The organism is Pseudomonas syringae group sp. 26L6, assembly GCF_032587815.1.
In the GTDB taxonomy this organism is placed as follows: Bacteria; Pseudomonadota; Gammaproteobacteria; order Pseudomonadales; family Pseudomonadaceae; genus Aquipseudomonas; species Aquipseudomonas amygdali.
On the sequence record NZ_JAWHPJ010000012.1, the window covers coordinates 97095 to 119877 of the forward strand.

Consider the following 22783-nt stretch of genomic DNA (forward strand, 5'->3'; position numbering starts at 1 on the left):
CGCTGCATTGTTCCTTTGCCTGAATGCCTATGTTTGTTGCGTAGATGACTATCCTAGACTGGTTTTATCCCGCCTGGATAGCGTCATATTGACGTGCTGGCTCACCAGATTCACAAGGACTCAATGTATGTCACGACCTCCCTTGATCGGCGTTACTGCCTGCCGTCAGCAGTTGGGCAAGTACTCCTCTCACACCGCAGGCGATAAATATGTCGAGGCGGCTGCGTTTGCGGGTGTCCCGGTCATTCTGCCCGCGCTCGACGTGCCCACCGAGCCTGCGCAGTTGCTGGCCTCACTGGACGGTTTGCTGTTTACCGGCTCGCCGTCCAATGTCGAGCCGCATCATTACAACGGCCCGGCAAGCGTGGAAGGCACTGCCCACGACGTGTTTCGGGATCGCACAACATTACCGCTGCTCAGGGCCGCTATCGCCCAGGGTGTGCCGGTGTTATGCATCTGTCGTGGTTTTCAGGAGCTGAATGTTGCACTGGGCGGCAGCCTGCATCAGCGGGTCCAGGAATTGCCCGGTTATCTGGATCACCGTGAGCCGCAAAGCGATGTGCTGGCCGTGCAGTACGCGCCGCAACACCCGGTGCAGGTGCAATCTGGCGGGTTGCTGGAGGCGCTCGGGCTGGCGCCGGGGTTCGAGGTCAATAGCCTGCACAGTCAGGGTATCGATCGTCTGGCATCGGATCTGCGCGCGGAAGCACTGGCACCCGACGGTCTGGTGGAAGCGGTTTCCCTGCCCGGTGCGCCAGGCTTTGTGCTGGGTGTGCAGTGGCACCCGGAGTGGGAGTTCATGAACAACCCTGTGTCGCTGAACCTGTTCACGGCATTCCGTGAAGCCTGCCTGGCGTATGCCCGGAACCGTCAGGGCAGGTAGTGCGATGAGCTGCTGAGTGTTGCTGGCAAACGTGATTTAATATCCGGCTTTGCGGCCTTGGGCGATGGACAATCCATTCCAACTGGGCTTTGCTTCACTCATCGGATATCTTTCACACAAGGCCATTATGGATACGGGAGCACGACTCAAACTGGTGCGTGAAAGCTACAAGCTGTCACAGCGCGAACTCGCCAGACGCAGTGGTGTGACCAATGCCACGATTTCCCTGATTGAGCAAAATCGTGTCAGCCCCTCTATAAGCTCGTTGAAGAAGCTGCTTGAGGGCATCCCCATGACGCTTGCGGATTTCTTCACCTTCGACCAGCCACCGGGGCAGGATCAGTATGTATTCCGCGCCGGCGACCAGCCTGACCTGGGGCGTAACGGTGTTCGCCTGCTGCTGGTCGGCGCAACCCTGCCGAGCCGCCAGATGCGTTTTCTGCGCGAGCAGTACGCGCCGGGCGCAGATTCGGGTGAAGAGCCCATCGTCCACAGCGAAGGCGAGGAGTGCGGGCTGGTGACGCGCGGCACCGTGGAGCTGACCATCGATGGGCAGGTCAATATTCTCGGTCCCGGGGACGGTTATTACTTCCCGACCACCTTGCCACACCGCTTCCGCAACATTGGCCAGGACGAGGCCGAGATCATCAGTTCCAACACACCGGCCAATTTTTAGCGCACAGCAGCCTGCTGCGAGGGTAATTCCCCGCCACTTTACACCTTTGGCCGCACTTCAACTGACCAGTGCTGTCGGCATATAACCCTGTGGGTTCATGCACTGCCAGCGCCAGGCGTCAGTGAGCATCGAATCAAGGTTGAACCTGGCGCGCCAATCCAGCTCACGCAATGCTTTCCCCGGATCCGACCAACACACCGCAATGTCTCCGGCCCGGCCCGGCGCGGCTCAAAGATCAAAGGCACGGTTTTGCCGGAGATACGTTCGAAAGCGTGCACCACCTCGAGGACTGAATAACCCTGTCCGGTTCCCAGATTCCAGACGGATACGCCTTGTTCGCTGCGTATTCTGTCCAGCGCCTTCAAGTGGCCTTCGGCCAGATCCACTACGTGAAGGTAATCACGCACACCTGTGCCGTCCGGCGTGGGGTAGTCGGTGCCAAAAATGTGCAGGGCAGGGCGTCGTCGATTGGCAACCTGCAGCAGGAAGGGCAGCAGGTTATTCGGCGTGTTGCAGGGCGACTCGCCCAGTAATCCGGAAGAATGGGCACCAATGGGGTTGAAGTAGCGCAGCAGCCCGATGGACCAGCGTGGATCCGAGCGAGCGACGCTTTTCATCACATGCTCGGCCATCAGTTTGGAATGCCCGTAAGGATTGGTCGGTAAACCCAGTGGGCAGTTCTCATCCAGCGGCATTTGTTCACAGTCGCCGTATACAGTCGCTGATGAGCTGAACAAAAGGTTGAACACGCCTGCCTGCGCCATCGCCTGACAGAGGTTTACGCTGCCACTCACGTTGGTCTCGAAATAGCGCAACGGCTCTCTGACGCTTTCGCCCACGGCCTTGAGCCCGGCGCAATGCACCACAGCGTTCACAGGGTGGCGGGCGAATAGCCGGTTCAACGTCGCTTTGCTGCGTATATCGCCGTGGATGAAGTCCACCTGTCGCCCGCTGAGTGTCTCCACCCGGCTCAACGTCTCTCGCGAACTGTTGCACAAGTTATCAAGCACCACGACATCGTGGCCATCTTCAAGCAATTCAAGCGCAACGTGAGCGCCAATGTATCCCGCACCACCGGTAACCAGAATCATGATTATCCTTCCTGGATGTTCGCCGCCTAGGTAAGAGGCGCGCTGAGGGCTCGACGTCGTGACCTTTATCAACAGGACGACAGAGGAGCCTTGCTTGCGAAAATCAGGACCAGACCACCGCGTGGGGAAAACGTACCGCAGGTGCCAAAAAACATTCGCTCAAGACTAGGGGCGTATTTGTACCGCCGAGTTCAACGGTTCATTCCCGACGGCGCATACCCTTTATCGGAATCAGTGAACAGCGGTCCGAGCGCGTGCTCGAAACCAATGAGAATATCTATAGTTGCTCTATGCACGTGATTGTCCATGCATGCAACAGCCGCCAACTCACATCCTCATCATGAATGCCGTCGAAGTTCAGCCCTTTACAGAGCCCTTCAGTTTCATCCAGGACTTTAGCAAAAGGGAAACTTCATGAACGGTGTCCAGGACATTCAATCCGCAACGTCAGTCTTAACCAGGGTCGAGGCAGCAGTCAGACCGCTGCTGCTGTGCCTGTCCCACCTCAGGTGGGGGTTTGTGTATCAGCGCCCGCAGCACATCATGTCGCGCATGGCGCAGGATTATCAGGTGTTGTTTCTTGAGGAGCCTGCTCTTTCAGACTCGCCTCGCATCTGGCTTGAGTCACTGCCGCAAGCATGCGGTGTCACCGTACTGGTGCCGCACCTGCCTTTGCAGATGCAGCCTGACCAGGTCATAGCTGCACAGCGCACGTTGCTGGATGGCTTTATGGATGCGCAACAATTTGGCGACCTGCTGCTGTGGTATTTCACCCCGATGAGCCTGGTATTTACCGATCACCTCCGTGCGCAAGTGACGATCTTCGATTGCATGGACGAGCTGTCTGCATTCAAAGATGCGCCGCCAGAGCTTGTCGAGCAGGAGCAAGCGCTGATGAAGCGCGCAGATGTTGTCTTTACCGGCGGCTTCAGCCTCTGGGAGGCCAAGCGCCTACAGCATGCAAATGCACACTCCATGCCCAGCAGCGTCGATATCGGGCATTTTGCAGCCGCCCGCAACGTGCTTGCCGTTCCGGAGGATCAACACTGCATTCCCCACCCAAGGCTGGGCTATTTTGGCGTCATTGATGAGCGTTTCGATATTGAACTGATTCGAGAAGTGGCGGAATCACAGCCCACATGGCAAATCATTTCATTTTGATCGGCCCCGTGGTGAAAATCGATCCGGCAACCCTGCCGCACATGGACAATGTTCATTATCTGGGCAGCAAGCCTTATCGCGATTTGCCAGCCTATCTGTCTGGCTGGGATGTAGCATTGATGCCGTTTGCCCTGAACGATTCCACACGTTTTATCAGCCCGACCAAGACGCCAGAGTACCTGGCTGGCGGTTGTCCAGTGGTATCAACCCGGATTGCCGACGTTGTCAGAACTTATGGTGAATCCGGTGTCGTCGCAATTGCCGATGATACCGATGCGTTTGTGCGCGCGATTCGCGAGGCACTGGCGCATAGGGATCCTGCTGATTTTCTGCGTAAGGTTGATGCAGTGCTGGCCGGTGAGTCCTGGGACAACACGTGCGCTGCCATGAAGGCGCAAATCGGCCTGGTAACTATCGGGGAGCAAACCCAATGCCTCGGATAAATCCTCAATCAGCCGCATTTGCAGAGACGCATTATGATTTTCTGATCGTCGGTGCAGGTTTTGCGGGAAGTGTAGTGGCGGAGCGGCTGGCAGCCGGGTTGGGTAAACGCGTTTTGCTGATCGACCGACGTCCACACATTGCGGGTAACGCTTACGATCACCTGGACAGCGCCGGGGTATTGGTTCATCAATACGGGCCGCATATCTTTCACACCAATGCCGAGCGCATTGTGGAATACCTTTCGCGATTTACCGAATGGCGCGACTACGAACACCGTGTGCTTGCCAGCGTGGATGGCCAATTGCTACCTATTCCGATCAACCTCGATACGCTCAACAGCTTGTACGGTTTGCAGATGAATGAGCAACAAGCCGAAGCCTTTCTTGCCAGCCGGGCCGAGCCGGTGGAGATGATAAGAACCTCCGAAGACGTTGTGATCAATCAGGTGGGCCGGGAGTTGTACGAGAAGTTTTTTCGTGGCTACACCCGCAAACAATGGGGGCTGGACCCGTCGCAACTGGACAGGTCGGTCACCTCTCGAGTGCCTACCCTTACCACTTCGGACAATCGCTACTTCACGGATACCTTCCAGAAAATGCCGCTGCATGGCTATACGCACCTGTTTGAACGGATGCTCGATCACCCGCTTATCGACGTGGCACTGGGGGTCAACTTTGCCGATATACGCGGGGCCGTGCAGTATCGGCACCTGATCTACTGCGGGCCGATCGATGAATACTTCGATTATTGCTATGGCCGTCTTCCATATCGGTCGTTGCGTTTCGAGCACAAGACCGTTGATCAGGCACAGTTTCAATCCGTGGCCGTGGTCAACTATCCGGATGAGGCAGTTGCTCATACGCGTATTACGGAATACAAGCACCTCACCGGTCAACTGCATGCCCAGACCAGTATCAGCTATGAATTCCCGAGTGCCGAGGGCGACCCTTACTACCCCATTCCGCGACCGGAAAACGCGGAGTTGTACAAGCGTTACAAAGCCTTGGCCGATGAGTCGAATCAGGTGACTTTTCTTGGGCGGCTCGGTACTTACAAGTATTACAACATGGACCAGGTTGTCGGTCAGGCATTGGCGCTGTACCAGCGGCTGGCTCATGAGTTGCCGGAGCAGATTGCCGAACCGATTGAACAACCTGCGCGAGGTTGAGTATGGGCGGTCTGTTTGACAGCTTCTTCATAGGCGGATTCGAGTGTGCCAGCCATCGACGACGCGACGGCGTGCGACTCGATCTGCTTGGCTCCACTGGGCACGACCGATGGGCACCGGAAGATTTTGCCGCAATGGCGGAGCACGGAATACGTACCGTGCGTGACGGTATGCGCTGGCACCTGATTGAAACCAGCCCGAACTGTTACGACTGGAGCAGTTTTCTGCCCATGTTACGAGCCGCGCGGCGTCAGGGCACTCAGGTTATCTGGGACTTATGCCATTACGGTTATCCTGATGATCTGGATATCTGGCGGCCGGAGTTTGTCGAGCGCTTTGCGCGTTTTGCCGCTGCAGTGGCTCAGGTAGTCAAAGACGAAGGGGAGACCGCCCCTTTTTATTCGCCAATCAATGAAATTTCGTTCTGGAGCTGGGCGGGAGGTGAAGTTGCTTATTTCAACCCCGGTAGTCGGCAGCGCGGCATGGAACTCAAACAGCAACTGGTCCGGGCCAGCATTGCGGCGATAGAGGCGATACGTGCAATAGAGCCAGGCGCGCGTTTTATTCAGGCCGAACCATTGATTCATGTCGTACCGGCTACGCGCGGTAGTGCGCAAATAGCGGCAGCAGAGTGCTATAGGCAAGCGCAGTTTGAAGCCTGGGATCTTTTATCCGGGCGGCAATTGCCTGGGCTGGGCGGCCGATCCGAGTATCTGGATGTGTTGGGCGTCAACTTCTACCCTCATAACCAATGGCAATTCAAGGGTCGAAAGCTCACTCAGGACGACCCGCAATACAGGCCTTTTCAGGGCATGTTGAGCGAGCTGCATACACGGTACGCAAGATCGATATTGATTTCTGAAACCGGTGCCGAAGATGTTCAGCGTTTGCCCTGGTTCAATTACATTTGTGCCGAGGTCAGCAAGGCTGTCAGGGCAGGCTTACCGGTAGAAGGCATCTGCTGGTACCCCATTCTCGATTATCCGGGCTGGGACGACGCCCGATACTGCCCGACAGGCCTGTTGGGTTATGCAGACGGGCAGGGCAAACGGGCCTCCTTTCACCCTTTGCAGGTGGCGTTACGCGAGAGTGCGAGTGAATTTGCGGCTCTCATTCGACAAAAGGACGAAAAATCGGCTCTCGGCGTGAACGCTTTTTGAGTGTTTAGCCCCTCATATGAATATAATTCGTTTTTTGTCCAAAATCTGAGAACCCTTTCAAGGCTCCGCCAGTCCTAGCTTTGAGAACGTGTATTACACCCAACCAATATGTGTGGAGTTTCTGGAGTGTCGGAAGAAAAAGCCCGTGTCGACAATGCTGCAACGGGAGATATCCAGCATCAGGGAAAAGATATCTTTTTTGCGGCGGTGGAAACGACACGGATGCCAATGATCGTGACGGACCCCAACCGTGCGGACAACCCGATCATTTTTTCCAATCGCGCGTTTCTGGAAATGACGGGCTATTCGTCAGAAGAAATCATCGGTACCAACTGCCGGTTTCTTCAGGGGCCGGAAACGGATCGGGCCGTGGTGCAGTCCATTCGTGAAGCGATTGACGAGCGTGTCGATATCTCCACTGAAATTCTCAATTACCGCAAGGACGGCTCTACGTTCTGGAATGCCTTGTTTATTTCTCCGGTTTATAACGATGCCGGAGACCTGATCTATTTCTTTGCGTCGCAACTGGATATCAGTCGACGTCGGGATGCTGAGGATGCCTTGCGTCAGGCGCAGAAAATGGAAGCCCTGGGGCAGCTTACCGGAGGCATCGCCCATGACTTCAATAACCTGCTTCAAGTCATGGGGGGCTATATTGATTTGATCGGTAGCGCTGCAGAGAAGCCCACCATTGATGTGCAGCGTGTCCAGCGTAGCGTTCATCACGCCAAGTCTGCTGTCGAACGCGCGAGTACGCTGACCAAGCAATTACTGGCATTTGCCCGTAAACAAAAACTGCAGGGACGGGTGCTCAACCTCAATGGCCTGGTTTCCAGCACAGAGCCCTTGATCGAGCGTACGTTCGGGCCGCACGTGACGATCGAAACCGATCTGGATCCGGCATTGAAGAACTGCCGTATCGACCCGACCCAGGCAGAAGTTGCCTTGCTGAATATCTTCATCAACGCCAGGGATGCGTTGATCGGCCGGCCTGACCCGAAAATATCCATTGAAACCCGCAATCTGGTCGTCGATGAGTTGGCCAACATGTCCTATGACGGCTTGCTGCCTGGCCGCTACGTCAGTATTGCCATAACGGACAATGGCATTGGCATGCCATCGAGTATTCGTGACCGCGTAATGGACCCGTTTTTTACCACCAAGGAAGAGGGCAAGGGTTCAGGGCTCGGTCTTTCGATGGTCTATGGCTTTGCCAAACAGTCGGGCGGCGCGGCGCGGATCTATACCGAAGAAGGTGTTGGCACAACGCTGCGTCTGTATTTTCCGGTAGACGAGGCAATGCTGACCCATGCGGAGCCACCGAAAGCTGTCGACAGACGCATTGGCAGCTGCGAGCGGATTCTGATTGTCGAGGACCGGCCCGACGTCGCCGAGCTGGCGAAGATGGTGCTGGATGACTATGGCTATATCTGCGAAATCGTACTCAACGCTCGTGAAGCACTGAAGAAATTCGAATCCGGCAGCAGGTATGATTTGCTGTTCACTGACCTGATCATGCCGGGAGGCATGAACGGCGTGATGCTCGCGCGGGAAGTGAGGCGCAGGTACCCGAAGATCAAGGTGCTGCTGACCACCGGCTATGCTGAAAGCTCGATCGAACGAACTGATATCGGTGGTTCCGAGTTCGATGTGGTATCCAAGCCCTGCATGCCTCAAGACCTTGCCCGGAAGGTCAGGCAGGTGCTGGACGGACCTAACGGTATCGCTTGATTGTTCCGCTAACGAAGACCTGAAGGCCTGACTGTTCTCGGTCAGGCCGATGAGTGTGTGGTTATACCCACTGTTGACTGTGCTTTATGAGGTGCCGGTGATTGTTAATGCCTGTCGAGCATTAACAGACATCAGACAACTTCACTTATAAAATAAAGCAGATAATGAGGCCGGGAAGTTGTAAAGCGTGTGGAGCATAGTCGTCTCCTTCCGTTCCATTGATAGAGATCACTGTTCGTCGCCTTTTTATGTGGTTTTGCAGGCCTGAAAAAAAGTCTATAAAAGTTTTAAACTTCTTGAACGTCGCCCGGGTCATTAAAGTGTACGCCACACATTTCAGCGTTCACTGCCAATGACTCAAAGGACTCTTATTATGATTCGCGACGACCGCATCGCTCCAGGCTCCCCTGTGTATCAAGACACGCATGCCATGGCTCCTCTGCTTAAACGAATTTCCTGGAGCGCTATTCTGGCCGGTGTTGTATTGGCCATGGTTGTTTCGCTGTTGTTGAACCTGTTGGGCACGGCCATTGGAAGTGCCAGTATTGATCCAATGCAGGAAGCCAATCCGTTGTCCGGAATTGGTACAGGTGCGGGTATCTGGGTTGTTGTCAGCTCGGTCATCTCGCTGTTTGTCGGTGGTTGGGCGGCTGGCCGTCTGGCTCAGCGTGAAGGCGCTTTTCATGGTCTTCTGGTATGGGCGAGCGTATCGCTGATCACTGTCTATCTGGTGTCCAGTGCGGTAACAGGTGTCGTGCGTGGTGGCCTTAATCTGGCAGGCAGCGGTATGTCGGCACTGGGCAGCGGTATTGCTCAGGTAGCGCCGGCCGTCGGCGGCAAGATTCAGGATCAGTTGCGCGCTCAGGGTATTGATTTCAATCTGGACGATATCCAGGGTGAAATTGAAACAGCCATGCGCCAGACCGGTAAAGCCGAGCTGAACCCTGACAACGTCAAGCAGGAAGCTCAGGCAACCCAGGAAGATGCCCAGAACACTGCCAAACAAAGTGCACAAAATCCTCAGCAAGCCGATGAGCAATTGGGTGGCCTGATGGACCGCATCAAAGCCAAAGGTGACCAGGCGTGGGATGCTGCTGACCGTCAGGCGCTGGTTAATCTGATCAAGGCGCGTGGCAACAAGACTGATGCCGAAGCCAATCAGATCGTCGATCAGGCTCAGGCCAGCTATCGTCAGGCTTATGCCAAGTATCAGGAACTGAAAGCTCAGGCAGAACAGAAAGCCCGTGAAGCAGCTGAAGTGACTGCCAAGCGCGTTTCGCAAGGTGCCTGGATTCTGTTGATCACTCTGGTGATCTCGGGTCTGGTAGCAGCAGGTGCCGGTGTACTGGGTCGTCGTACTCAGCCGCCAGCCAAAGTTGTTGCTGCTGTCTGATCTAATGCAGCAAGACTGAACTGAAGTACCAGACGGGGAGCGTTAATCGCTCCCCGTTTTTATTTCAGCCGTTCGATATCAGGTTGGTGAAGATCCTCCTCGGCTACACGTTGGTAAAGTCCATCCCTCAATCTTTTACCTCATCATCGTGAAGCTCTACAGCTGCGTAACAGGGCAACTTTCAAAGAGCAAATACTCTAACAGCGTTCTGCCGGATATATATTCAATCTCAACGCAGGATGCGGACAATGAGTCCGTCAGATTCAGCTGAGTGGTTTATCCGTTCTGGTTTCAAGCGGTTGCGCCAACTGCCGCCAGCCATAAAAAGCGAGCGCGGTAAGCAGTGCACTGAGCCAGACAATCACGCCAGCCCATAATGTGTGGGACATGAAATGCCAGCCTTGAACCACTCGCGTGGTGCCGTAGATTGCGCCCAATAAGGTCGATGCATAGAGGATTGCCTTGGCGTGACGCCAGCAGTAACGGCGTGCAACGAAATACAATGCCACCATGGTAAAACCACCCGAAGCATGACCTCCTGGCCAGCAACGACCCGCGCCCGCTTCATGGAACAGCCTGAAGTTTTCGAACCACTCCTTTTTCTCCATTGTGCCGCCATACAGAGTGGTTTCCACAGGGCAGTAAATGCTCGTGTGACTTTTGAAAAAGTGGATCATGCCGGTGATCACCGCGAAAGAGACCACGACAAACAGCAGGTCACGACGGTGACGAGCAGTGAAGCGTAACAATGGCGCTACCCGAACAGTTTCCAGCAGGCCAATCATTCGGTCATTGCGCCCGGGTTTCAGCAGTGGCCATATAAAGGACAGCAACAGCCCGATCACTGCGGCTTCTCCCGTCCAGTCGGGAATGATCCTGGGCCAGCGGTGGGTCAGATTTTCAAATAGGCGGTCATGCTCAAACGGAAATACCTGAAGCGGGTAGTACAGCCAGTTGCTGATCGCTTCGTCGAGCGAAGTAAGATCAAAAACGACAAAGGTCAACAGCGCTATTGCCATCGGCACGCCGAAGTTCCACGCATAGAATCTTGATTTTTCGCTTTGCACTCTTTTTTATTCCGTAGTCATTTGCGTGGTTTGAGAGTTCATATCGATGTGCGCAAGTCTTCTGCGAGGCAGAATATACGTAGCCGCCTGTTCAATTCCTAGCGGGAGTTTCATGAAAACCGTTTCATTCAGCTTTGGCATTTTTTTCACATGTTATTGACCCGACGATGACGCGTCCTTGATCAAGCTGGCGGCCTTATAAGGACAGAGCCAGCGTGTTCGGCTGTCCATTGAACAGGCAGGCATGCGGGGCAACTTGATGAAAAGTTATGGTAAATCCGCGTTCAGGGCATCTTCGCTTCTGAGCGGCAGGATAAACGCTGTTCTGATGGCGGCCGCCATTGTGATTTCCTTGCTCGTGTTGACGGGGTACACCTATTGGCCGCGTTCGCCAGTTCGGCTTGTTCAGGGCGAGAATCTGGCCATGTCCGGTTTGTATGCCAGCTGGAAGAAAGGTGATGTGATGGTACTGGTTCGCCACGGCGAACGCTGCGACCGCTCCAGCAACGAGTGCCTTGGTGCAAACGACGGCATCACTCGCTACGGCAGTTCCGTTTCGACAGATGTCGGCCGGTCGTTCAGCGAACTCGGGCTCGCACACACCGATGTAATAACCAGCCCCTTGACCCGCACCGCCCAGACCGCACAAGCCATGTTTGGCCATCCGGTGGAGGCCCAGGAATGGTTGTACAACTGTGACGAGACAATGCTGAATGAGGTCGTGGCGCACAAGTCTCTGAATCGAAATCTGATTCTGGTGACGCACAGCGGTTGTATCGGTCAGCTGGAAAGTCTGCATGGGTATCCCCATGCTGCCACCAGCGAGTACGACAGCGCGCTTTTCATTTCGCTCGACAGTCGGGGTAAAGCGGTTATCCGGGGGGTTATAAACCCGGAGGACTGGACGCAACTTTCCCGGCTTCATCTGCTGTGGCATTGAACCCAGGTGTATTTTCGCGTTGTCAAATTTCTGTTTATTTATACACAAGGGTGAGTCTTGGGTTGTGCAGGCGTGAAAAGTGTTTAAGAGCTGTTCAACAATTATTCAACAACTCACTGTTTATAATTTAATGCCCTGTGCCTGTCGGTATCCTCTTTCTCATCAAACCGGTATCTTCCTTGATGACGTCTCGTGCGCGTTCGCCATTGCTGTTGCTGCTGTGTGTCTTGCTGTTTTTTCTCGCACTGGGAAATCACCAGTTGCAAAATTCGACGGAGCCGCGCGTTGCTGGCATCGCCATGGAAATGCACTTGAGTGGCAACTGGATTACGCCGAAATTGAACAACCAGCCTTTCCTGGAAAAACCGCCGATGAGTGTGTGGCTGGATGCGGCGGCTATTCGGGTGTTCGGTCCTGCCCCATGGGCGGTGAGACTGGCTTCTGCCTGCGCCGGGCTGCTCAGCGTGTTGCTGCTTTACACCATGCTGCGGCGTTTCGGCCGGCCGGTATTCGTGGCCTGGGTAGCTGCTTTCATGCTGGCGACCCAGGCCAGCTTTTGGAGCAATTCGCGGCAAGTGGGCGAGGACGCCTTGCTGGCGCTGGGGGTAACCACGGCCTTGCTGGCATTCTTCCATGCCAGTAATCGCCTGCGTGGTGACGGACTCTCTACAGGGCCCTGGTTGCTGTTCACGCTGGGTATCACACTGGCGACCCTGAGCAAGGGCGTGCTGGGGCTGGCAATGCCGGGCGTGGTGATTTTCGCCTGGCTCGTTTGCGAGTCGTTGCAGAACAAACGCATTGCTATTGCTCACTGGTTGCGCCCGGCAATGTTCACCCTTGTTGCTCTGATTCCGCTGCTCGTGTGGCTGTGTTTCCTGTACGGACAGGGTGGCACGCAGTCATTGAAGGACGTGCTGTGGACCAACAGCGTTGGACGCTTCAGTGGTTCCTTCGAAGAGGCGGGGCACTACGAACCTGCCTATTACTACCTGACAAAGCTGCTTGAAGCATTTTTGCCATGGAATATCCTGGTTTATCTGGGGTTGTGGCATTTTCGAAAGCAGTTAATGGCCAATCGTTATCTGCTGTTCTTCGCCCTGTGGTTGGGCGCGCAGTTCCTGCTGTTGTCGCTGGCCTCCAGTAAACGCATGGTTTATCTGATGTCGCTGGCACCTGCTGCGGCAGTGATTGCTGCGGAATATGCTTTTGTTCTGGGTGAGCGATTGCAGGCTCGGTCGGGACGCTCATTTTTTGCGGCGTCTATCGTGAGGAATGGAAAGGCGCTCATGGCTGCAGGCGTTGTGCTGGTTGTAGTGAGCTATCTAAGTGCAGCCCTATGGCTCGCGCCACAAGCCGACAGGCAGTTGTCATTTCTGCCGCTGACCGACAAAGTCCATACCCTGCAGGTGCAGGGACGGCAGGTTGCCTTGTTCCAGCCCAGCGAACGGCTGGCGGGGGCCAGCGTGTTCTATAGTCAGAGCCTTCTGAAAACACTCAATAGTAACTCTGAATTGACTGGTTTTCTTACCAGCGCTGACGGCAATGTCGCTGTGATGGAAAGCATGCAGCCACCCGAACCGCCTCTGCAGATTGTTGACAGCGTAAAGGTCGGGGATCGTGTCTACTATTTCGTCAGTCAGGCACCAGGGGCAGGGGCTGTCAGTAACTGACAGCCCCTCTGTACGGCGGGTGGAGCAGGGCCATTCATATGGCCTGACTGCTGGTTAACTGGTCATAGGGTGTCCACCGTTTCTGCGGGATTGGCAGATCGCACGATTCACCACGACCAATGGGGAAGTAGTGAAAGCCGCGCTTTGCCAGCCGTTCGGTGTCATACAGATTCCGGCCGTCGAAGATGATCGGTGCATTCAGCCGCTGCTGTATCAGCTCGAAATCCGGGGCTTTGAACTGTTGCCACTCGGTGCAGATGATCAGCGCATCGGCATCGTTGAGAACGGACTCAGGTGTTCCCATTAGAATCAGGTCCTTGCGATGCCCATATATGCGTTGGGTTTCCTGCATGGCCTCGGGGTCGAATGCCCGCACGCTGGCCCCGGCTTCCCACAGTGCTTCCATGAGCATGCGGCTGGGAGCGTCGCGCATATCGTCGGTATTGGGTTTGAACGCCAGCCCCCATAAGGCAAACGTCTTGCCGCGCAGGTCGCCCTGGTAGAACGCATTGACCCGCTCGAACAGCTTGTTCTTCTGCCGCTCATTAATTGCTTCGACTACAGACAGCAGATCGTTGGAGCAATGCGCCTCTCTGGCGCTGTGAATCAAGGCGCGAATGTCCTTGCCGAAGCATGAGCCGCCATAGCCGCAACCGGGGTAGATGAAGTCATAACCAATGCGTGAGTCGGCACCGATGCCCAGCCTTACGGACTCAACGTCTGCGCCCAGATGTTCTGCCAGCTCGGCGATCTGGTTGATGAAACTGATTTTGGTCGCCAGCATGCAGTTGGCGGCGTACTTGGTCAGTTCGGCGCTGCGCAGGTCCATGAACATGATGCGGTCATGGTTGCGGTTGAACGGTGCATACAGCTCGCGCATGACTTTGCGCACCGCTTCATTTTCGCAGCCGATGACAATCCGGTCCGGGCGCCGGCAATCGTTGACCGCCGAGCCTTCCTTGAGAAACTCGGGGTTGGACACTATATCGAACTGCAACAGGCGACCGGCCTGACGCAATACCTTGTCGATATGGCCTCGCAAGGCGTCGCCACTGCCGACCGGCACGGTGGACTTCTCGACGATGATCAGCGGCTCGCAGCGATGCCGGGCAATGGCTTCGCCTACCGCAAAAAAACCGCCGAGATCGGCCGAGCCATCTGCTCGGGAGGGCGTGCCAACCGCGATGAACAGCACCTCGGCATGCTCCACCGCCAGTCGCTCGTCGGTGGTGAAGTGCAGACGTTCATGATCCAGATTGTCACGCACGAGATTGGCCAGTCCAGGCTCGTAAATGTGTACCTGACCCTGACGCAGTTGATCGATTTTGGCCTGGTCAATGTCCATACAGACAACATCATGGCCGACTTCGGCAAGTACGGTCGCTTGTACCAGACCTACATATCCGCTACCGAAAACGCTGATTCTCATGGGGAAGATCCTGAAGTGACGGGCTGGAGATGCGCCGCAGGTTGATGGTCAAGACACCTGCCACAATCAGCGTGACACCCACAGTTTTCGATACCGTGAACGTCTCATGGAAAAATGGCAGGGTTGCAGCCAGCGTATAAACCAGTGCATAGCTGATACTGAGGAGCGAATAGGCACGGCTGAGGGGCAAATCACGCAGCGCCAGCAGCCAGAAAAGCATGGAGAGTGCATAGGCTGTGATCGAGGCGCAGATGACGGCGACGGCACTGGACTGAGCCTGCCCGATATCCTGCAGGTCGAGCCATTGCCCAGGCGAGGGGAGGCGGCTCATGCCCCAGCGCATGCCCAATTGCGCCGAACTGACCAGTACAACACTGGTCATGGCGTACATCGTTGCGCTACGGCGGGTCATGCCTGGCGTCCCAGCTGAAATACGCCGACAAGGATCAGCGCAATACCAAGCCAGTGCTGTGGGTCAACCGGCTCTTTGAAAACATAGCGTCCCGCCAGGGTGATCAGCACGAAGTTGAGGCCCAGCATGGGGTACGCGATGCCTACATCCATGCGTTGCAGCACCAACAGCCAGACCAGCAGACCCAGCCCGAGGCAGGCAATCGCCAGCCACAGCCATATTGAACGCAGTGCAGCAAATACGCCGGGAAATGTCCCGCGCCAGCCTTCCACTGCGTACTTTTGTGCGATTTGGCCCAGGCACGTCAGCAGGCATGCGCTCAGGAGCATCAGCCAGGTCATAACGCTGACTTCTCATAAATGAGGATGGCCAGGTTGCCTTCGTCGTAACGCTGGCCGTCCTTGGGAAGCATTTCAAGCTCCTCCAGCTCATCATCACTCTTGCCACGCATGATCACGCCGACCCTGCCTTCGCTTCGGGCTTTTGTAATCCAGGCGTCGATGTCCTGCAGACGGACTTGGCGGCCCTGTACATCCGGATAACCCAGGCCGTATTCAAGCTCGCCCCAAGTATTGAAAAGCGCGATGTCCGGTCGTTTCAGGCGCCACGACATGGCAGAAGCAGCGCCCAGATCATTGCTCAGCAAATGTGTACAGGCTGCCAGCTCCGTTTGATGCCTGGCGACAAACTGGTCGGGAGTCTTGTTGTACACCACGTCGTTTGGTAGTGCCGCAGGCAGCAATACGATCAGCAACCAGCTTCCCACCGCTGGCAGAGCCCAGAAGGTCAAAGGGCGGATGCCTTGCAGGGCGTTGGTGAGTGTCCATCCGGTAAGTACGATGATCGCCAGCAACAAGTGCATCGGTTCGTTTTCGTACACGGGCTGTTTCAACTGCACGTAGATCAGCGCTAAAAGCCCGAGAAAGGTCAATGCTGCGTTAACTATTCCGTTAACGCGCAACGCCGTGCCACGGCCTTGATTGAGACGTTCGACCAGAGCGTCAGCCATGAGCAATGCCAGCGGCAGCAGGCAAGGCAGTATGTAGGTCGGCAACTTGCCTTTGCTCAGGCTCAGAAATGCCAGCGGCAGGACCAGCCATAGCAGCAGGAAGGCGGTGTCGGGCCTGTTTTTCTGTTGCCAGGCTTGCTTCAACGTCACGGGCAGCAGCAGCGCCCAAGGCAGGCAAGCCGCGATCAGTAGAGGCAGGTAGAACCACCAGGGTTGGGCATGCTGCGCATTGTCCCCGGCAAATCGGCGAATGTGCTCGTGCCAGAAAAAGTAACGCCAGTAATCGGGCTCTTGCTGGTGTACCGCCAGCGCCCACGGCAGACAGACTGCAATGGCAATCACCACTGCAAGCGGGCCGAACCTGAGCAGTTCAGTCAGGCGGCTTTGCCATAGCATGTAGGGCAGGGTGATGATGACCGGCAACGCCCAGGCGAGAAAGCCCTTGGTCATGAACCCCATGCCGCAGGCTACGCCGACCAACGTCCAGGCTAGCAGGCGGGCTCGGCCGATGCTGTGCACGGCGTACCAGAACGCTACCAGCGTCAAGTTGGTCCAGAGGGTGAATTGCGGGTCGAGATTGCTGTAACCGGCTTGGCCGGCGACGAAACCGAAACTCATGAACAGCAGTGCGCTGGCGAAGCTTTTGCGCGGGTCGCGCCAGATCTTTCCCGCCAGCATGTAGGCCAGCAAGACACTTAAACCGGTGCTTATCGCCGAAGCAATGCGCACGCCGAACAGGTTCTCGCCAAACACCGCCTGGCCCAAGGCAATCAGCCAGTAACCGGCAGCCGGTTTTTCAAAGTAACGCAAGCCCATGAAGTGCGGCGCGATCCAGTTGCCGCTGTGAAGCATTTCCTGGCTTATCTGGGCATAACGGGTTTCATCGGGAATCCACAAACCATGGAAACCCAGTGGTAGCAGGTAGGCCAGCAAGAATGCCGCTAACAGGAGTGCGCCATCACGGTATCTGGAGTGCATCACTGTTGCACCCCCAGCCAGCCTTCGCGACCGGGCAGGTGACCGCGAACAACTTGTCCGCAAGGCAGTTGCTCGATGGATTCCGGCAGCAGCTGGCCCAGCGGGTTGAACTCGATTTCCCGTGCATCGGCCTGCCTTAAAAGCTGCCTGAAGCCGTCCGCCATGACAATGCCTTCGACTTCAGCATGAATGGTGTAGACGTTGAGCCGTTGCGCAGCGAAGCGGTTGAGGATGTATTCGTTGAAGGCCCCTGGCTGGAGCTGTGGGCCGACCACCTCGTCGAAGGTCGGCAAGTCCACCGGGATCTGCGGCGTGCCGAGTCTGCCATCAGCCAATAACGGGCGAAACAGGGTAGCGCCGCGACAGTCGCTGTTGTAGCGGAAGCCAAACGCCTGCTTGGCCTGCACGACATGCTGGTCGGCACGCCAGCCCGCTGCTGCGGAGCAGATCACCGGGTTGCCTAAAATGTCGCTCAGGCAGTCGACCCCACGGTGTATTTGCGCGGTCAACTGGCGATCGTTCCAGCGTCCGGCATTGGCTTGCCAGCCATGGTGATCCCATGCATGCAGGCCGACCTCGTGGCCTGCATCCAGAGCGCGACGCATCAACGGGCCAAGGTCACGTCCTATCGGCTTGCCCGGCCACGCCGTACCCGCCAGCAGAATATCCCAGCCATACAGGCTTGCTGCTCTGGAGCGAAGCATCTTCCAGAAAAACGTGGGCCGTGCGAGACGCCACAGGTGACGTCCCATGTTGTCGGGGCCGACGCTGAAAAAGAACGTCGCCTTGACCTGAGCTTCATCGAGTATGTCCAGCAACCTCGGCACGCCTTCACGGGTGCCCCTATATGTGTCGACATCGATTCTTAAGCCTGCCTGCATCAGCGCATATCCGCCTTTTCAGCCATGGCTTCGCGAAGGAAGAAGTCCAGGGTTTTGCCAATCGTTTCGCTCAGCTCGATACCTGGTGTCCAGCCAATCAACTGTCGGGCGTTGTCGATACTCGGTTTGCGATGGCTGACATCCTGATAACCCTTGCCATAAAAGGACTGGCTTTCTACTTCGCGAAAGCCTGCGAATGGCGGGAAGTTGCCGCGCAACGGGTGCGCTTCGAACTGGCGCAGCAGCTCTTCACCCAATTGGCGAATGCTGGCTTCATTGTCGGGGTTACCGATGTTGATGATCTGACCATTACAGCGCCCATCACGATTTTCGATAATCCGCGCCAGCGCCTCGATACCGTCGGCGACATCGGTGAAACAGCGCTTCTGGGCCCCGCCGTCCACCAGCCGAATCGGCGTACCTTCCACCAAGTGCAAAATCAGTTGGGTGATGGCCCGAGAACTGCCGATACGCGCCGAGTCCAGTCGGTCCAGGCGTGGGCCCATCCAGTTGAACGGGCGAAACAGGGTGAATTGCAGGCCTTTCTGACCATAGGCCCAGATCACGCGGTCCAGCAGTTGCTTGGACACCGAGTAGATCCAGCGCTGCTTGTTGATCGGGCCAACGATAAGGTTCGATGTGTCTTCGTTGAAGCTTGCGTCCTGGCACATACCATAGACTTCGGACGTTGACGGGAAGATCACCCGCTTGGTGTACTTCACGCAGTAACGGACGATCTTCAGGTTTTCTTCGAAATCCAGCTCAAACACTCGCAACGGGTTGCGGGTGTATTCAATCGGTGTAGCGATGGCCACCAATGGCAGCACCACATCGCATTTCTTGATGTGATACTCGATCCACTCGGTGTGGATGCTGATGTCGCCTTCGATAAAGTGAAAGTTCGGCTTGGTTCGCAGGCGCTCAATGGCGTCTGAACCGATGTCCATGCCGTAGATGTCGTAACGATCGTCCTGCAACAGGCGTTCTGACAGATGATTGCCGATGAAACCGTTGACGCCGAGGATCAGCACGCGGGTACGGCGGGCCGGGCGGCGCTTTTCTGTATCGAGCAGTTGCGAGCCTTCCACCAGCCCGAACTCGCGAGCCAGTTGTGCGCCACTGAGGTACAAGCCGTTGTCGCCGCGCTGCCCTGCGTTGATCACCAGCGAGCCCTCACCGCAGGCGATACGCAATGGGTCGTGACTGATGACCGTGCCGGGTGCTTCGCCGTTGTTGCCTGCTTCGGCACTGGCGGCCCAGACAATCAACTTGTTTTCGCCTACCGCGCAAAATGCGCCAGGGTAGGGCTGCGTGACTGCCCGTATCAGGTTGTACAGTTGAATGGCCGGAAGCGACCAGTCGATCAAACCGTCGGCCGGGGTGCGGCGACCGAAACAGCTTGCAAGGGTTTCGTCCTGCGGCGTGCCTGAAAGTTGCCCGAGGGCAAGCAGCGGTAGCGTTTCACTAAGCAGGTCAGCGGCGGCTTCACGCAGTTTGCCGTGGAGCGTCAAGGCCGTATCGGTGGAACTGATCGAGACGCGTTGCTGAGCGACTATTGGCCCTGCATCGGCGCGTTTGACCATCTGATGCAAGGTCACGCCGGTTTCGCTTTCGCCGTTGACCAGCACCCAGTTCGCCGGTGCTCGCCCGCGATAGCGTGGTAACAGCGAGCCATGCAGATTCAATGCGCCTTTTTTCGCGCAGGCCAGTAACGGATCACCGAGAAGTTGGCGGTAATAGAAGGAAAAGATGAAGTCAGGGGCCAGTTTACCGATGCGTTCTACCCACAAAGGATGATTAGGGTCCTCAGGAGCATGTACGGGAATGCCATGTCGCGCGCACAGCTGAGCCACGGAACCGAAGAAGGTTTTTTCCTTGGGATCGTCGGCGTGAGTGAAAACTGCAGCAATTTCATAACCTGCGCCCAGCAGCGCTTGCAGGCCGACACAGCCAATATCGTGATAGGCGAAAACGACAGCTTTAGGGCTCATGGCGCAACCTTGTTCATATAGGGAGTTACAGAGGAATCGACGCTTTCGCTGACAACTTCGGACGAGCTGCGCACGACTTTTTCAATGAAGAAGCGCGGGCGCGCGCGGACATCGCTGTACATTCGGCCCAGGTATTCACCCAGTAATCCCATACCGATGAACTGCCCTCCGGTGAATACGAACAACACCGCAAACAGCACGAACGTGCCGTCACCGGCCCATGGCGCACCGAAGATCAGACGCAGAATGATCAGTAACGCAGCGAACAGCACACCGAGCAGCGCCATGCTGAAGCCGATAATGCTGAGCAGGCGCAAGGGCGTAGTGGTCATGCAGGTGATCAGGTCAAACATGAGGTTGACCAGGCGCATGGGGCTGTATTTCGAGTCGCCATGTTCACGTTCAGCGTGATCGACCAATACCTCCGTCGTGTGCCGCGCAAAACTGTTAGCCAAAATCGGAATGAAGGTGCTGCGCTCCCGGCAGGCCAGCATTGCATCGACAATCGTGCGCCGGTACGCGCGCAGCATGCAGCCGTAATCACTCATAGCCACGCCGGTGGAACGCTGTACTGCCACGTTGATGATCTTTGATGGCCAACGTCGCCATGCGGAGTCCTGACGATTGCTGCGCACTGTGCCGACAACGTCATATCCCTGCTCTGCAAGCGCCACCAGCCGGGGAATTTCCTCGGGAGGGTTCTGCAGATCAGCGTCGAGGGTGATCACCACATCACCTTTGCATTGCTCGAACCCAGCCATAATCGCTGCGTGCTGACCGTAGTTACGATTCAGAATCACCGCAACGAAGGGGCTGGCGCTGCGCTCGGCGGCCTGCTGAAGAATCTCTGCCGAGTCGTCGCGACTGCCGTCATCCACCAGCACGATTTCGAAGCGGTGATTCAATTGTTTACAGGCCGCTTCAGTACGCCGTAGCAACTCGGGCAAGCTCTGGCGCTCGTTGTAGACAGGGATGACAATCGACACAAACTTGATTGGGTAGGGTCTCAATGGCTGGATTCCACGGTCGATTCAATGGCACTGACAACCCGCTCGACATCATCCAGCGTCATGTCAGGGAACAGGGGGATAGAGCAAAGCCTTGATGAATTCCATTCGGTGTCTGGCAGGCAGACGTCAGGGAAACGTTTGCGGTAATAGCTGTGCAGGTGAGTCGCTATGAAGTGGATGCCGGTGCCGATGTTTTGAGCCTGCAAGGCCTTCATGAACGCGTCGCGATCCAGCCCGCAGCGCTCGGGATCAATGCGCAGAATGAACAAGTGCCAGGCGTGATGCTGGGCGTAGCGGGGCAGGGCGAGGGGCAGGACCGGGTTCGAGGCCAGCCGTTCGAGATAGTGGCTGGCGAGCGCCTGACGCTTTGCATTGATTGCGTCAAGGCGTTGCAACTGGACCAGGGCGATACTCGCATTCAGGTCGGCCAGATTGTATTTGAAGCCTGGCTCCATGACTTCTGCCTGGGGTTTGCGACCCAGCGTCAGCCGGTCGTAGGCGTCGACACCCAGACCATGAAATTTAAGTTGGCGCACCCGATCAGCCAGTTGTGCATTGTCAGTGACGAACATTGCACCTTCGGCACAGGTCATGTTCTTGATCGCGTGAAATGAAAATATCGCGGTGCCCTGGTTGCCAATCGGACGACCCTTGTAAGCGGTTCCGGTCGCATGGGCAGCGTCTTCTATCACCGTAATCCCGTACCGATCTGCCAGCGCATAAAGCGGGTCGAGATCGAATGCGGCGCCAGCGTAATGCACCGGCACGATCGCTTTGGTTCGTGGCGTGATGGCTTGCTCAATGAGCGCGGCGCTGCTCATCAGAGTGCCACGGTCGACGTCGACAAAAACCGGAGTGGCCCCCAGCAGGCAAATCATGTTGGCCGTCGACACCCAGGTCTGCGAAGGCGTAATCACTTCATCGCCAGGTCCGACCCCCAGTGCCAGTAGCGCAACATGCATCGCCCCGGTAGCAGACGACAACGCAACCGAATGTTGCGCGCCAAACCGAGCCGCAAATTGCTCCTCAAGCTTCTGACATTCCGGCCCGGTTGTGATCCACCCGGAACGCAGCACACGAGTCACCGCAGCAACTTCTTCATCGCCTATGGAAGGCCGTGAAAAAGCAAGAAAAGCCTGGCTCATAGATATTTTTCCACTTTACGTTTCATAGCCAATACATAAAAAACGCATAACACGGGTACCCAAACATAGGCGTGCATCAATAACGAGCTGCCAGGACGGGAATACCGGTAGCGGCTGCAAGTGGCGCTATGTGTATGGGCACACTCGCTGCACACCAGAAACGGCCTGCTGACGAAAGCAAGTGTCGCGAAGATAGGGGCTCAAACATCAAAATATTGTCCAGACGCCGTTGGTTTTTTGTAGCGCATTGCAGCGCTTGTCAGCCATAGGGTAGGGTGAGTTATATGGGGATAACAATGTCGTCATGACAATATGTAGAATTATTAATGTGGTGTTCAGCTTTCATTTAGGTAATCGCAGACAGACAGCTTGAGTTCAGCTTGGTCATGCTAATTGTGGACGTTTATAAGTGACGTTACGTATGACAATGCCATTGAAATTTAATGAAGCTTTCATGACCGGAATGCGAATTTATATGGCTGGCTGCAGGCAGCAGCTTGAGTGCCCGGATGCTCAGATCGGGATGATTGGGCCTATGCGGCGG

Annotated in this window: 17 protein-coding genes and 2 pseudogenes; 9 read left to right on the forward strand and 10 right to left on the reverse strand. The window is 56.1% G+C overall.

Annotation, left to right across the window (positions count from 1 at the left end; all coding sequences use genetic code 11):
- The first annotated feature begins 127 nt into the window (after window positions 1-127).
- Window positions 128-883, forward strand: coding sequence for a gamma-glutamyl-gamma-aminobutyrate hydrolase family protein (locus RYA97_RS06855; RefSeq protein WP_005777144.1), 756 nt, complete (start codon window positions 128-130; stop codon window positions 881-883).
- A 127-nt stretch (window positions 884-1010) separates the two neighbouring features.
- Window positions 1011-1559, forward strand: a complete 549-nt coding sequence (locus tag RYA97_RS06860) for a cupin domain-containing protein (RefSeq protein ID WP_002553494.1) — start codon at window positions 1011-1013, stop codon at window positions 1557-1559.
- A 57-nt stretch (window positions 1560-1616) separates the two neighbouring features.
- Here RYA97_RS06860 and galE read toward each other — a convergent pair.
- Window positions 1617-2650 (reverse strand): annotated as a pseudogene (galE, locus tag RYA97_RS06865) (UDP-glucose 4-epimerase GalE).
- A gap of 414 nt (window positions 2651-3064) precedes the next feature.
- On the opposite strand from galE, the pseudogene RYA97_RS06870 reads away from it, so the two are divergent.
- From RYA97_RS06870 to RYA97_RS06890, 5 genes and pseudogenes are all read left to right on the forward strand, one after another.
- Window positions 3065-4254: pseudogene (locus RYA97_RS06870) on the forward strand (glycosyltransferase family 1 protein).
- Window positions 4242-5423: a UDP-galactopyranose mutase gene (gene glf, locus RYA97_RS06875; protein WP_316892021.1), complete on the forward strand. Its 1182-nt coding sequence runs from the start codon at window positions 4242-4244 to the stop codon at window positions 5421-5423. Before RYA97_RS06870 ends, glf begins: the two are co-directional and overlap by 13 nt.
- 2 nt (window positions 5424-5425) lie before the next feature.
- A complete protein-coding gene (locus tag RYA97_RS06880; protein WP_005743722.1) occupies window positions 5426-6583 on the forward strand; it encodes a hypothetical protein in 1158 nt (385 codons plus the stop codon).
- A 126-nt stretch (window positions 6584-6709) separates the two neighbouring features.
- On the forward strand, window positions 6710-8314 hold the full coding sequence (locus RYA97_RS06885; protein ID WP_005777149.1) for a hybrid sensor histidine kinase/response regulator: 1605 nt from the start codon (window positions 6710-6712) through the stop codon (window positions 8312-8314).
- Window positions 8315-8687: 373 nt separating this feature from the next.
- The gene (locus tag RYA97_RS06890) at window positions 8688-9707 is read left to right on the forward strand and encodes a hypothetical protein (RefSeq protein WP_002553498.1); all 1020 of its coding nucleotides are present in this window, start codon (window positions 8688-8690) and stop codon (window positions 9705-9707) included.
- 263 nt (window positions 9708-9970) lie between these two features.
- Here RYA97_RS06890 and RYA97_RS06895 read toward each other — a convergent pair whose 3' ends face one another.
- Window positions 9971-10774 carry a phosphatase PAP2 family protein gene (locus RYA97_RS06895; RefSeq protein WP_316892022.1) on the reverse strand — a complete coding sequence of 268 codons (804 nt, stop codon included), beginning with the start codon at window positions 10772-10774 and terminating at the stop codon, window positions 9971-9973.
- Between the two features lie 259 nt (window positions 10775-11033).
- Between RYA97_RS06895 and RYA97_RS06900 the strand changes: the two genes are divergently transcribed.
- Window positions 11034-11714, forward strand: coding sequence for a histidine phosphatase family protein (locus RYA97_RS06900; RefSeq protein ID WP_225231424.1), 681 nt, complete (start codon window positions 11034-11036; stop codon window positions 11712-11714).
- A 182-nt stretch (window positions 11715-11896) separates the two neighbouring features.
- Complete coding sequence (locus tag RYA97_RS06905; protein WP_005743719.1) at window positions 11897-13384, forward strand: ArnT family glycosyltransferase; 1488 nt, start codon at window positions 11897-11899, stop codon at window positions 13382-13384.
- 34 nt (window positions 13385-13418) lie between these two features.
- Here RYA97_RS06905 and RYA97_RS06910 read toward each other — a convergent pair whose 3' ends face one another.
- From RYA97_RS06910 to arnB, 8 genes are read right to left on the reverse strand one after another with little or no spacing between them, the layout of a single operon-like run.
- Entirely contained in the window at window positions 13419-14813 is a 1395-nt protein-coding gene (locus RYA97_RS06910; RefSeq protein WP_005743718.1) for a UDP-glucose dehydrogenase family protein, read from the reverse strand.
- Complete coding sequence (arnF, locus tag RYA97_RS06915) at window positions 14791-15195, reverse strand: 4-amino-4-deoxy-L-arabinose-phosphoundecaprenol flippase subunit ArnF (RefSeq protein ID WP_005777154.1); 405 nt, start codon at window positions 15193-15195, stop codon at window positions 14791-14793. Before arnF ends, RYA97_RS06910 begins: the two co-directional genes overlap by 23 nt.
- A gap of 26 nt (window positions 15196-15221) precedes the next feature.
- Window positions 15222-15566, reverse strand: a complete 345-nt coding sequence (gene arnE, locus RYA97_RS06920) for a 4-amino-4-deoxy-L-arabinose-phosphoundecaprenol flippase subunit ArnE (RefSeq protein ID WP_005743716.1) — start codon at window positions 15564-15566, stop codon at window positions 15222-15224.
- Complete coding sequence (gene arnT / locus RYA97_RS06925; RefSeq protein ID WP_005743715.1) at window positions 15563-17212, reverse strand: lipid IV(A) 4-amino-4-deoxy-L-arabinosyltransferase; 1650 nt, start codon at window positions 17210-17212, stop codon at window positions 15563-15565. Before arnT ends, arnE begins: the two co-directional genes overlap by 4 nt.
- Entirely contained in the window at window positions 17212-18093 is an 882-nt protein-coding gene (gene arnD, locus RYA97_RS06930; RefSeq protein ID WP_002553514.1) for a 4-deoxy-4-formamido-L-arabinose-phosphoundecaprenol deformylase, read from the reverse strand. The genes arnT and arnD overlap by 1 nt, the downstream gene beginning before the upstream one ends.
- Window positions 18093-20084 carry a bifunctional UDP-4-amino-4-deoxy-L-arabinose formyltransferase/UDP-glucuronic acid oxidase ArnA gene (arnA, locus tag RYA97_RS06935; RefSeq protein ID WP_316886073.1) on the reverse strand — a complete coding sequence of 664 codons (1992 nt, stop codon included), beginning with the start codon at window positions 20082-20084 and terminating at the stop codon, window positions 18093-18095. Before arnA ends, arnD begins: the two co-directional genes overlap by 1 nt.
- On the reverse strand, window positions 20081-21094 hold the full coding sequence (arnC, locus tag RYA97_RS06940) for an undecaprenyl-phosphate 4-deoxy-4-formamido-L-arabinose transferase (protein WP_005743713.1): 1014 nt from the start codon (window positions 21092-21094) through the stop codon (window positions 20081-20083). Before arnC ends, arnA begins: the two co-directional genes overlap by 4 nt.
- A complete protein-coding gene (gene arnB, locus RYA97_RS06945; RefSeq protein ID WP_005743711.1) occupies window positions 21091-22239 on the reverse strand; it encodes a UDP-4-amino-4-deoxy-L-arabinose aminotransferase in 1149 nt (382 codons plus the stop codon). Before arnB ends, arnC begins: the two co-directional genes overlap by 4 nt.
- Between the last annotated feature and the right edge of the window lie 544 nt (window positions 22240-22783).

Excerpts from the sequence above, each read along its gene's own strand:
- RYA97_RS06855 (WP_005777144.1), top strand. The coding sequence starts at position 128 with ATGTCACGACCTCCCTTGATCGGCGTTACTGCCTGCCGTCAGCAGTTG.
- RYA97_RS06860 (WP_002553494.1), top strand. The coding sequence starts at position 1,011 with ATGGATACGGGAGCACGACTCAAACTGGTGCGTGAAAGCTACAAGCTG.
- glf (WP_316892021.1), top strand. The coding sequence starts at position 4,242 with ATGCCTCGGATAAATCCTCAATCAGCCGCATTTGCAGAGACGCATTAT.
- RYA97_RS06880 (WP_005743722.1), top strand. The coding sequence starts at position 5,426 with ATGGGCGGTCTGTTTGACAGCTTCTTCATAGGCGGATTCGAGTGTGCC.
- RYA97_RS06890 (WP_002553498.1), top strand. The coding sequence starts at position 8,688 with ATGATTCGCGACGACCGCATCGCTCCAGGCTCCCCTGTGTATCAAGAC.
- RYA97_RS06900 (WP_225231424.1), top strand. The coding sequence starts at position 11,034 with ATGAAAAGTTATGGTAAATCCGCGTTCAGGGCATCTTCGCTTCTGAGC.
- RYA97_RS06905 (WP_005743719.1), top strand. The coding sequence starts at position 11,897 with ATGACGTCTCGTGCGCGTTCGCCATTGCTGTTGCTGCTGTGTGTCTTG.
- RYA97_RS06910 (WP_005743718.1), bottom strand. The coding sequence starts at position 14,813 with ATGAGAATCAGCGTTTTCGGTAGCGGATATGTAGGTCTGGTACAAGCG.
- arnF (WP_005777154.1), bottom strand. The coding sequence starts at position 15,195 with ATGACCAGTGTTGTACTGGTCAGTTCGGCGCAATTGGGCATGCGCTGG.
- arnE (WP_005743716.1), bottom strand. The coding sequence starts at position 15,566 with ATGACCTGGCTGATGCTCCTGAGCGCATGCCTGCTGACGTGCCTGGGC.
- arnT (WP_005743715.1), bottom strand. The coding sequence starts at position 17,212 with ATGCACTCCAGATACCGTGATGGCGCACTCCTGTTAGCGGCATTCTTG.
- arnD (WP_002553514.1), bottom strand. The coding sequence starts at position 18,093 with ATGCAGGCAGGCTTAAGAATCGATGTCGACACATATAGGGGCACCCGT.
- arnA (WP_316886073.1), bottom strand. The coding sequence starts at position 20,084 with ATGAGCCCTAAAGCTGTCGTTTTCGCCTATCACGATATTGGCTGTGTC.
- arnB (WP_005743711.1), bottom strand. The coding sequence starts at position 22,239 with ATGAGCCAGGCTTTTCTTGCTTTTTCACGGCCTTCCATAGGCGATGAA.